Below are 11,485 nucleotides of genomic sequence, written 5' to 3'. Positions count from 1 at the left end.
CCCGGTCAGTTCCGGGTCCATTGCTGGGTGGTGGCGTGGGTGCAGGTCCCGAGCCGCACGCCGGTGCCGTTCGCGGTCGAGCCCGCGAGCTCCAGGCACAGTCCGGACTGCGTCGAGGTGACGCTGCCGCCGGAGTCGATCCGCCACTTCTGGTTGGCTCCGCCGTGGCAGGGCCAGATGATCGCGGCCGTGCCGGGTGTGGTCCCGGCGCCCTCGGCGTCCAGGCACCGCAGTGAGCCACCGGAGTAGACGGTCAGCTCCCCGGCCGCCGTGGTCGTCCACGCCTGGTTCGCGCCGCCGTGGCAGTCCCAGACCTGGGTTCGCGTGCCCTGGGTGGTCGACTGGCCCGGCACGTCGAGGCACCGGCCCGCGGCCACCGACCGCACCGGGCCGCCGGTGCTCGTCCCGCCGCCGGCGTCGAGGCCGAGGAAGGAGATCGCGTACGCGATCATCCCGGCCTGCGGCAGGGTGTGGCCGGTCCCGGCGACGGTGATGCCTTCGACGGAGTCACCGTAGCGGTTCCGCGTCCAGGACGACTGCGGGTGATCGGTGGCGGACGGCGTCTGGCTCACCCCGCGCAACGCCGTCCACTGCTTGATCTCTTCGCCGTAGTTCGGGTACGCCAGGGTGGTGTCCTGGTTCCCGTGCCACAGCTGCATCCGGGGATACGCACCGGCGTAACCGGGGTACATGGCGTGCGCCTGGTCGGCCCACTGCTGCGCGGACTTGACGACGTTGCCGCCCGCGCACTGGCTGTTCCAGAGCGAGCCGTCGGTGGTGGCGAAGCACCCCGCGGGCACCCCGGAGAACGCGGAACCGGCGGAGAAAACATCGGGGTACTGCGCGGCCAGGACATTCGTCATCATGGCGCCTGACGAGAAGCCGCTGACCACGATCCGGCCGGGGTCCACGTCGTAGTGCTGGCGGGTCCAGGCCACCATCGCCATGATGCCGGTGGTGTCGCTGCCGCCGTCACGAGTCAAGCCCGCTTTCGTGGACACGTCGAAGCAGTGGCCGTCCCGGGTCGCCTCGGGGACGACGACGAGGTAGCCGTACCGGTCGGCGGCCGTCGCGTAGTCGTGCCCGTTGCCGGTGAAGATCGCGCTCGCCGAACCACCGCAGTAGTGCACCAGCACGAGCAGGGCGGGCCGGGGCGCCACGTTGTCCGGCACGTACAGGTACATGCCGAGGTTGGTCGGGTTGGCCCCGAAGCCGGTGACGCGGGTCAACGCGGCGGCCGCGGCCGGACGGGCGGTCGCGACCACGAACACCACCGCCAGCGGCACCAGGAGGAGGAAGGCGAGCAGCCGTTTCATCGCAAGCTCCAGTGCTGGTTGGCCTGGCCGCCGCAGGACCAGAGGATGACTTTCGTGCCGTTCGCCGTGCCCTGCGCGTTCGCGTCCACGCACAATCCGGACTGGACGCCGGTGATCGTGCCGTTGCCGTTGACGTTCCACTGCTGGTTCACCTGGTTGTGGCAGTCCCAGATGATCACCGGGGTGCCGTTGGCCGTGCCCTGCCCGGACGCGTCCAGGCACTTGTTGCCGTACACCGTCAGCTGCTTGGCGCTGGTGTAGGTCCACTGCTGGTTGGCTTGGCCGCCGCAGTCCCGCAGCTGCACCTGTGTTCCGTTGGCCGTCGACGAGTTCGGCACCTCCACGCACCGGCCGGACGGGGTCCCCACGATCTGCTTGCCGGACGGCGGAGTGCCGGGCTGGCCGACACCGGAGCCGGTGAAGTGGACCCAGTTGACGTTGAACAGGTAGGCGGCTCCGCTTTGGCCGGAGGGGTTGCGGGCCACGAAGTAGAGCTTCCCGGTCCCGGTGGGCGGACTCGAGAGGCCGACCGCGAAGTCCTGCCAGTTCTGCCAGCCGCCGGTGCCGGTGATCGGCACCGAGGCGACCAGAGCGCCGTCCGGCGCGTTGCGGCGCACCTCCAGCGTGCCGCCGGAGCCGCCCGACGACGCCCGGACGTGCAGCCCGGTGGTGTTGTCGAGAGCCAGCGGGTCGAAGGACCACCAGTCGCCGTCCTGGATGAACGCCGCGCTGCTGCCGCCGCCGGCCGGGTCCGTCGCGGTTTCCACGGTGACGCCCGCGGTGTCGGTGCCCTTCCCGTCCGCGGTGCGGCCGGTGGCGCCGAAGAACTCGGCCTGCTTCATCTTGGGCTGCAGGAGCGCCTGGGCGCGGCCGGTGACCGGGGCGGCTCCCCCGGCTCCGCCCTTGTCCGTGTAGGACGCTTCCACGACGTAGAAGAGGTTGTCGTTTTCGCTGTGCCCCGAGGAAAGCGTGGTCTGCACCTGGGCGGTGCACCCGTGGTACTGCTCGAGCGGGTGCCCGTGTTCGTCGTGGCCGAGGTAGGCCTGGACGGTCACCTGCGCGCAGTCGATCGTCCCGTCCTCGGGATCGCTGACCGTGACGGCGAAGTTCACCTTGTCGCCCCACTCGAACAGGCCGCCCGCCGGCGGGGTCGTGATGGTGACCGCCGGTGCCGTGTTGCCCGAGGTGACGGCGACGCTCGCGGTCGCGGTGGCGCCCGCCGCGTTCGTCACGGTGAGCACCGCCGTGTAGTTGCCGGCGGCGTAGGTGTGACTGGGGTTCGCCGCGGTGGACGTCGTGCCGTCCCCGAAGTTCCAGCTGTACCGCAGCGTCGAGCCGCCCGGGTCGGCCGAGCCGGCGCTGGAGAAGTTCACGGTGAGCGGGGCGGGCCCGCTGGTGCGGTCCGCGGCCGCCTTCGCGACCGGCGCGGCCGAACCGCCGCCGAGGTAGTCGACCCGGACGATGGCCGCGTCGCTGTTGCCGCCGCCGTACCCGGTGCCCCACTCGACCACGTAGAGCGCGCCGTCCGGGCCGAACTCGAAGTCCATCGGCCGGTTGAACTCGACCGAAGGCAGCAGCGCGTCGATGGAGGTGACGGCCGTGCCGCCGCTGTCGAGCTGGAAGGTGTACATCGAGCTGGTGTTCCACTCGGCGAAGACCGCGCGCCCGTCGAAGTCCGCCGGCCACTTGCGGGTGGAGGCGAGGTTCGGGTCGAACCGGTAGACCGGGCCCGCCATCGGCGCCCCGCCGGACAGCTGCGGGAAGTGCGCCGGGTCGGCCTGGTAGTGGTAGTACACCTGAGCCGGGATGGCCGGCGGCAGCTTGGTCAGGCCGGTGTTGTTGGGCGAGCTGTTGGTGGGACCGCCGGCGCAGTCGAACTGCGCGCCGGACGCGCCGGTGGCGAAGTTGTACTGGTGGTAGGCCAGGTTCGGGCCGACGCAGAACGGCCAGCCGGCGTTGCCGGGCTTGCTGACGACGTCCCATTCCACGGTGTTCTGCGGGCCGCGGCTCGAGCTGGCGTTCGGCGCGTCCGGACCGTAGTTGGCGACGAGGGGGTAGCCGGTCTTCGGGTCGAGGCCCATCCGGAACGGGTTGCGCTCACCCATCACGTAGATCTCGGGGCGCGTGCCGGCCGTGCCGGGCACGAACAGGTTGCCCGAGGGGATCGTGTAGGTGCCGTCGGCCTCCGGGTGGATCCGCAGCACCTTGCCGGACAGGCTGTTGGTGTTGCCCGCCGTGCGTTCGGCGTCCCAGTACGCGCGTCCCGACCGCTGGTCGAGCGGGCTGTAGCCGTCGGAAGCGAACGGGTTGGTGTTGTCGCCCAGCGACAACCACAGGTTCCCGTTCTTCTTGTCGATGACCAGGCCCGCGCCGTGGTGGCAGCATTCGGCGCGCTGCACCGGCACGTCCAGCACGACCTTCTCGGTCGACTGGTCGATCGTGTCGCCGCTGACGGTGAACCGGCTCAGCCGGTCGACGTTGCCGCCGCTGTTCGGCGAGTAGTAGACGTAGACCCACCGGTTGGTCGCGAACCCCGGGTCGAGCGCGATGTTGAGCCCGCCGGACTCGTTGGCCGTGAAGACGTTCAGGTGCGTCGCGAGGACCGTGGTGCCGCTGGGCTTGACGACCTTCACGTCCCCGAGTCGGTCGATGTAGAACACGCGCCCGTCCGGGGCCACGTCGAGCGCCATCGGGTTGGACGTCTCGGTGTGCAGCGTGACCTTCTGGAACTTCGAGTCCGGCGGCAGCGCCGCCGCGGCGGCCGGTCCCACCGGGGTCGTGAGCACCGGGACCAGGGCGGCGGCCAAGACCGCGACCACCGCCAGCGCGCCGCGGCGCAGTGCGGAAGATCCGGGCATGACGGGCCTCCTCGAGGCGGGCGGCCGGCGGTTCACCGCAGGGTCCACTGCTGGTTGGCCTGCCCGCCGCAGGACCACAGGATGATCTTCGTACCGTTGGCCGTGCCGCGGCCGGAGGCGTCGAGGCACCGGTTCGAGGGAACACCGGTGATCGTGTTCGCGCTAACATTCCACTGCTGATTCGGCTGCCCGGTGCAGTCCCAGATGATCACCGGGGTGCCGTTGGCCGTTCCCCGGCCGGAGGCGTCCAGGCACTTGTTCCCGTAGACCGTCAGCTGCTTGGCACCGGTGTAGGTCCACTGCTGGTTGGCGGCCTGGCCGGCGCAGTCCCGCAGCTGCACCTGGGTCCCGTTCGCCGTCGAGGCGTTCGGCACCTCCAGGCACCGGCCCGACTGCGCGCCCACGATCTGCTTGCCCGACGGCGGCGGCGTGGTGGTCACCGAGCAGTCGGCGGAGACCGCACCGGCCGCGGTCCGGATCCCGCCCAGCAGCAGGTGCAGGAAGTTCGGTTCGCTGAAACTTTCGCTCGTGTGGCCCATGCCGGTGTACCAGGCGCGGCCGCCGTCGAAGTCGTGGCACCACGTGGTCGGGTGGTCCGCGCCCATCGTGCCGCCCGAGTAGCTCGATTCGTCGACGGTGGTCAGGACGTGGACGGACGAGCGCGGGTTGACCCGGAAGTCGTACCACTCGTCGTAGTGGGTGTACTGGGCCGGCAACCCCTGCGTGGAAGGGTGGTTCGCGTCTTCGACCTTCACGACGGCGTTCTGCTGCGCGGGGTGCTGCTTGAAGTAGGCGCCGACGAGCTGGCCGTACCAGGCCCAGTCGTACCCGCTGTCGGAGGCGGCGTGGATGCCGGCGAACCCGCCGCCGCGCTCGATGTACCGCCGGAAGGCGTCCTTCGCGGCCTGCGTGCCGACCGGGTCGCCGGTCGTGGACAGGAAGACCACGGCGGCGTACGGGGCGAGGCCGGCGTCGGTGAACACCGCGTCGTCCTCGGTGGCGTCGACCGCGAAGTCGTTCTGCTGCCCCAGTTGCCGGATCGCGGCGATCCCGGCGGGGATGGAGTCGTGCCGGAAGCCGGTGGTCTTGGAGAACACCAGGACCTTGAAAGCGGCCGCGGGCGCGGCGGCCACGGGTGTCGCGAAGCCCAGGACCACGGCGGCGATCAGGGCAGCCGCACGGAGAGCACGAGACAGCGTCGTCACGAGTACTCCTCTTCAGGAGTGGCGGGAGCGCGCGGGGTGCGCGCCGCGAAATCGTCCGGTCACCGAACGAAACGGGCAAGAGCCAAGATAGAAGCGGTGGGCGGCAAAGGTCAATGTGCGGTGAAACTTACTCACGGGCAACGGGATCGCGCCTGCCCCGAAGGTCCACAAAGGAATGCGCGCAGGGATGCGGATCGCCGATGAGTACGACTCACTGGGCGCCGACCAGTGACTGTACCGCGCCGCCTGCCCGTCCGGTCAACACCGAAGCCGCCCGGAATGAAAATTACATGCATTCCCGCAGGTGAAATCATCGAACGACGTCGAGGCATCCGTTCGTCCCTTGACGCCGGACCGGTGTTGACCTCGTATGAGTCGTACACATCTTCGCCGCTTCGACTGTCCACTGTAGAGGATCGAAACCCCGTCCCCGGAGAGGTATCCTCGCCATGTCGCCGCGCACCGGATCCGTGGCCGCCGCCCTCATCACCGCCCTCCTGGTGACCGCGCTCGCCGCGCCGCCCGCCTCCGCCGCGACCGTCACCATCGCCGTGGCACCCACCGGCGACGACGCCAACCCCGGCACGCCCGGCCTGCCGGTCGCCACCCCGGCCAAGGCGCAGCAGCTGGCGCGCGCCCAGGCCGCCGCCGGCGATGTCGTCGTGCAGCTCGACGGCGGAACGTACCGGCTTTCCGCCCCGCTGACGTTCACCAGCGCCGACTCGGGCCAGAACGGCCACACCGTCACCTGGCAGGCCGCGCCCGGCCAGACGCCGATCCTGTCCGGCGGCTCGCCGGTCACCGGCTGGGCGGTGCAGGACGCGGCCCAGAACATCTGGGTGGCGTCCGTGCCGCCGGGCGCCGACTCCCGGCAGCTGTTCGTGGACGGGGCGCTGGCGCCGCGCGCGTCGATCCCGATCTCGCGCGGCGACGTGCGGATCACGACGTCCGGGCTGACCATCGTCAACTCCGCGCTGAACTACCTCGCGACGGTGCCGCGGCAGAACCGGATCGAGGTGGAGAGCCAGAACTCCTTCACCGACCGGTACTCCCCCGTCGACCACGTCAGCGGCACTTCGATCGTCATGCAGCAACCCGCGTGGAACAACAACAACTGGGGCTACGACACCCTCGCCAGTCCCTTCGGCGGCGGCCAGCTGTTCCTGGAGAACTCCTACTCGTTCCTCAAGAACACCGGCCAGTGGTACCTCGACCCGGAGGCCGGGAAGCTCTACTACAAGGCGCCGAGCGGCTGGGTGCCCGGCAGCCACGACGTCGAACTGCCGCGGCTGACGTCGCTGCTGCGGATCAGCGGCAGCTACGACAATCCGGTGCGCGGCCTCACGTTCAGCGGCCTGCACTTCGAGCACACCACCTGGCTCACGCCGGGCACGTCGACCGGCTACGCCAACCAGCAGAGCGGCACGTTCCTCCCGGCCGCGGCGACCATGCCGGGCGACTTCCTGAGCTCGTGCCAGTCGGGCTGCCCGCTGTTCGAGGGCGCCCGCAACAGCTGGGCGCAGGCGCCGGCCGCCGTCCAGGTCTCGGCCGCCACCGGGATCACGTTCCGCGGCAACACCTTCACCCACCTCGGGCAGGTGGCGCTGGGCATCGGCAACGACGCGAACGCGCACGCGTCCGGCGTCGGCCTCGGTGCGTCGGCGATCACCGTGGACCGCAACACCTTCACCGAGGACTCGGGCGCGGGCATCGTCGTCGGCGGCGTGCGGCCGGACGCCCACCACCCGCCGGACCCGGCGATGACCAACCGCGACATCACGCTGTCGAACAACACGGTGAGCCGGGTCGCCCTGGACTACCGGGAGATGGCCGGCATCCTCTCGACCTACGTCACGCACGCGGTGATCACGCACAACGACGTGGCGAACCTGACCTACGACGGCATCGACGTCGGCTGGGGCTGGGGCGCGAACGACCCGGGCGGCAGCCAGGACTACCGCAACCGCGGCCTCTACAACTACCAGCCCGTGTACTCCACCGCGACGACGCTGCGGGACACCGTCGTCAGCTACAACCGGGTGCACGGCACGAAGAAGCTCATGCACGACGGCGGGAGCATCTACAACCTCTCCGCCAACCCCGGCAGCTCCATCGACCACAACCACGTCTACGACAACAACCACACGGTCGGCCTGTACCTGGACGAAGGCTCCCGTTACGTTTCCCTGTCGGCCAACGTGATCCAGGACTCCGGGGTGTGGGCCTTCACCAACGCCAGTGGCAGCAACAACACCAACGACAGCACCTTCAGCGGCAACTGGTACAACGGCGGCGCGACCAACGTGGCCACCGGGTCACCGCACAACAACGTCCTCAGCGGCAACGTCCAGGTGAGCGGCACCGCCTGGCCGCCGGGCGCCCAGCAGGTGATCGCCGGCGCGGGCCCCATCGGCACCGGTTCGGCCGCGAGCCCGGTGCGCGCGGCCGGTTCGGGCAAGTGCCTCGACGTCAACGGCGTCAGCACCACCCCCGGCGCCCAGGTGCAGATCTGGGAGTGCACCGGCGGGACCAACCAGTCCTGGACCCGGACGAGCGCGGGGGAACTGACCGTCTACAGCGGAGACAGCACCCGCTGCCTGGACGCGTCCGGGCAGGGCACCACCCCCGGCACCAAGGTCGTCATCTGGACCTGCAACGGCGGGGCCAACCAGCGCTGGCAGGCCGGCTCGGCCGGCACCGTCACCGGTGTCCAATCCGGACTGTGCCTGGACGTGCCCGACGGCGGTACCACCGTCCGGCTGTGGACCTGCACCGGGCAAGCCAACCAGAAGTGGGCCTTCGGCTGAACGATCGAGGAGAGCCATGAGAATCCGATTCATCGCGGCCGCGACGGCCCTGTTCCTCGGCGCGTTGCTCCCCGGCACCCCGGCAGCCGCCGATTCCAACGGCGGAGTCCGGGTCATGCCGCTCGGCGACTCCATCACCGAAGGCACGCAGGTACCCGGCGGCTACCGGATCGGGCTGTGGCAGCGCCTGAGCGCGGGCGGCTACCAGGTCGACTTCACCGGCTCGCAGTACAACGGCCCGGCCACTCTCGGCGACCACGACCACGAGGGCCACCCGGGCTGGCGCATCGACCAGATCGACGCGAACGTCGTCACCTGGCTGCGGAACACCGGCTCGCACACGGTCCTGCTGCACATCGGTACCAACGACGTCCTGCAGAACTACGACGTCGGCCGCGCACCCGCCCGGCTGTCCGGGCTGATCGACCACATCACCGCGACGGCACCGGACGCCGAGGTCTTCGTCGCGACGATCATCCCGCTCGCCAACTCCGGGCAGGAGTCCGCGGTCCGCACGTTCAACGCCACGATCCCCGGCATCGTGCAGAGCAACCAGAACGCGGGCAAGCACGTGCACCTGGTCGACATGCACTCCGCGGTGACCACCGGCGACCTGATCGACGGCATCCACCCCACGGCCACCGGGTACGACAAGATGGCCGCCACCTGGTTCGGCGCGCTGCAGTCGGTGTCCGGCAGCATCGGCACCCCGGGGACGTCGACGGCCCGCCAGATCGTGGGCGCCCAGTCGGGCCGCTGCGCCGACGCCGCCGGCGCAGCCAACGGCACCCAGGTGCGGCTGCAGGACTGCGGCGGGCAGGCCGGCCAGGCGTGGACCCGAGTCGGCCAGACGCTGACCGTCGGCGGGACCAAGTGCCTCGACGCGTCCGGCCACGGCACGGCCAACGGGACCCCGGTGATCGTGTGGGACTGCCACGGCCAGACCAACCAGCAGTGGACCGTCAACGCCAACGGCACGATCACCGGCGTCCAGTCGGGTCTCTGCCTCGACGCGTACGGCCAGGGCACCGCCAACGGCACTCAGCTGGTCCTCTGGGCCTGCAGCGGGCAGGCGAACCAGCGGTGGACGTTGCGTTAGGGAGGAAAAGACATGGCCCGGGTGCTGGTCCTGGTCGGCGACGCCGCCGAGGAGCTCGACTCGATGTACCCGATCTTCCGCCTGCGCGAAGGCGGCCACGAGGCCGTCGTGGCCGCCCCGGCGGCGCGCCCCGTGCACCTGGTGGTCCACGACTTCGAACCCGGGTGGGACGCCTACACCGAGAAGCCGGGGCACCTGCTCCCGGCCGACCTGCCGTTCACCGACGTGGACCCGCGCGATTTCGACGCCCTCGTGATCCCCGGCGGCCGCGCACCGGAGTACCTCCGGACCGACCCCGAAGTGGCCCGGATCGTCACCCACTTCTTCGAGAGGCAGCTCCCGATCGGCACGATCTGCCACGGCGCGCAGGTTCCGGCGGCACTGGGTCTCTTGCGCGGCCGCACCACGGCGGCGTTCCCGCCACTGAAGGTGGACATGGAGCAGGCGGGCGCCACGTTCGCCGACGCACCGGACGTCGTCGACGGCCCGATGGTGTCCTGCCGAGGCTGGCCCGACCTGCCCGAGTGGTCCCGCGCCTTCCTCCGGCTACTCGAGAAGCAGACCCCGGCCCGGTAGCCGCCCGAGGTGCCGTCCCCGACTGGCCCGCGGCGGCTTCCGGGTCGCCACCCGGCGGCCGGCGGTCCGCGGTGGACAGTCGGGCAGTCGGCGGTCGGGCGGTCGGAGCCCGCGGTCGACCGGCGACAGTCGCCGGTCGACAGTCACCGGCCGGCGGTCCGTGGTCGCCGGTCGGCAGCCCTGCTGTCCGCAGTCGGCGGTCGGCGGTGCGCGGTCGACAGTCCGCAGTCGGCGGCCCGCTGTCGACAGTCGGCAGTCAGAGGCCGCGGTCGGCAGTCCGCAGTCGGCGGTCGCCACCCGGCGGTCGGCGATCCGCGGTGGACAGTCGGGCAGTCGGCGGCCCGCGGTCGACGGTCGCCGGTCGACGGTCACAACCCCAGCGGCAGCATGGGCGAGTCCTGCGGCCGGGTGTGATAAGCGATCCCCCGCGGGGAAAGCACCTGCTCGATCGCCGACACCATGCCGCCGATGAGGCCTGCCTCGTCGCCCAGTGAACTGTGCACCAGCGACAGGTTGCGGGTGGCGAGCGGGCGGGACTGCTGGTAGACCACGCTGCGGACCTGCGCCAGCACCTCTTCGGTGCACTGGGCGATCGGCCCGCTGAGCACGATTCGCGCCGGGTTGCAGAAGTTGACCAGGTCGGCGATCACCCGGCCGACGACGATGGCCACTTCGCGGACCACGCTGACCGTGTTCGCCTCGCCGCGGATCACCGAGGCCATCAGGTCGTCCTCGCTCAGGTCGAGCCGGGCCGCGATGGCGCCGGTCGAGGCGATGGCTTCGAGGCAGCCGCGGTTTCCGCAGCGGCACAGCGCGTCGGGCAGCTCGGGCACGCGGATGTGCCCGATGTCCGCGGCGGCGCCGTCCGCGCCGTGCAGGAGCCGGCCGTTCTCGCCGACGAAGCCGCCTCCCACGCCAGGCCCGATGTGGACGAGCAGCAGCGGCAGGTGCGCGCCCTTCAGCGACCGGGCCTCTCCCAGTGCCATCAGGTTCACGTCGTTGTCGACGACCACGTCGCACCCGAGCCGTTCGGCGAGGAACCGGCACACGCCGAAACCGTCCCAGCCGGGCATCAGCGGCGGCCGCACGGCGATGCCCAGGTGCGAATCGACCGGCCCGGGCAGGCCGACCGAGATCGCGAGCGCGTCCTCCTTCGTGAGACCGTTCTCCGCCAGCAGGGCTTCGAACTGCTCGACGAGCGCGGCCAGCAGCACTTCGGGGCCCGCTTCCACGTCGATCGCCAGCTCACGCCGCCCGACGACCTCCTTGTCCAGCGTGGTCAGCGCGACCCGGGACCGGCGCGGGGACACCTCGGCCACGAGGACGACACCCTTGGCGGCACTGACCCGGAACATCTGCGCCGGGCGGCCGCGCGCGTCCTGCTTGCCCAGCCCGGCGTCCTCGATCAGCCCGGCGTCGAGCAGCACCTCGAGGTGCTTGTCCACCGTGGAGCGCGCCAGGCCCGTGGTGCGCACCAGCCTGCTGCGGCTGACCTGCGCGTCGTCCGCGATCAGCCGGGCGATGACACTCCGCGCGGCGTGCGCGTCGGGGGCCAGGCTCTGCTCCTCGAGCAGGATGCCGACTTCAGTCCACAGGGAGCCCATGGCTGGGATCCTAGCCCTAA

At 70.9% G+C, this 11,485-nt stretch carries 7 protein-coding genes; 3 read left to right on the top strand and 4 right to left on the bottom strand.

The window, feature by feature from the left end:
• Positions 1 to 5: 5 nt before the first annotated feature.
• The 3 genes from SD460_RS31950 to SD460_RS31940 are packed head-to-tail and all read right to left on the bottom strand — an operon-like array spanning position 6 to position 5,379.
• A complete protein-coding gene (locus SD460_RS31950) occupies positions 6 to 1,316 on the bottom strand; it encodes an extracellular catalytic domain type 1 short-chain-length polyhydroxyalkanoate depolymerase (protein ID WP_318307155.1) in 1,311 nt (436 codons plus the stop codon).
• Positions 1,313 to 4,174, bottom strand: coding sequence for a PQQ-dependent sugar dehydrogenase (locus SD460_RS31945; protein WP_290052121.1), 2,862 nt, complete (start codon positions 4,172 to 4,174; stop codon positions 1,313 to 1,315). Before SD460_RS31945 ends, SD460_RS31950 begins: the two co-directional genes overlap by 4 nt.
• Before the next feature lie 32 nt (positions 4,175 to 4,206).
• Entirely contained in the window at positions 4,207 to 5,379 is a 1,173-nt protein-coding gene (locus SD460_RS31940) for a ThuA domain-containing protein (protein ID WP_438860562.1), read from the bottom strand.
• 449 nt (positions 5,380 to 5,828) lie between these two features.
• Here SD460_RS31940 and SD460_RS31935 point away from each other — a divergent pair, with 449 nt between their 5' ends.
• The 3 genes from SD460_RS31935 to SD460_RS31925 are packed head-to-tail and all read left to right on the top strand — an operon-like array spanning position 5,829 to position 9,861.
• Positions 5,829 to 8,186, top strand: a complete 2,358-nt coding sequence (locus tag SD460_RS31935) for a ricin-type beta-trefoil lectin domain protein (protein WP_290052122.1) — start codon at positions 5,829 to 5,831, stop codon at positions 8,184 to 8,186.
• 16 nt (positions 8,187 to 8,202) lie between these two features.
• Complete coding sequence (locus SD460_RS31930; protein WP_290052123.1) at positions 8,203 to 9,285, top strand: ricin-type beta-trefoil lectin domain protein; 1,083 nt, start codon at positions 8,203 to 8,205, stop codon at positions 9,283 to 9,285.
• Positions 9,286 to 9,297: 12 nt separating this feature from the next.
• Positions 9,298 to 9,861 (top strand): DJ-1/PfpI family protein, encoded by a 564-nt coding sequence (locus SD460_RS31925; RefSeq protein ID WP_290052124.1) that lies wholly within the window; start codon positions 9,298 to 9,300, stop codon positions 9,859 to 9,861.
• Between the two features lie 368 nt (positions 9,862 to 10,229).
• Here SD460_RS31925 and SD460_RS31920 read toward each other — a convergent pair whose 3' ends face one another.
• Positions 10,230 to 11,465 (bottom strand): ROK family transcriptional regulator, encoded by a 1,236-nt coding sequence (locus tag SD460_RS31920; RefSeq protein WP_290052126.1) that lies wholly within the window; start codon positions 11,463 to 11,465, stop codon positions 10,230 to 10,232.
• Positions 11,466 to 11,485 lie beyond the last annotated feature (20 nt).

This window comes from Amycolatopsis solani (assembly GCF_033441515.1).
Lineage (GTDB): Bacteria > Actinomycetota > Actinomycetes > Mycobacteriales > Pseudonocardiaceae > Amycolatopsis > Amycolatopsis solani.
This window is presented reverse-complemented; position numbering and strand designations above follow the sequence as displayed.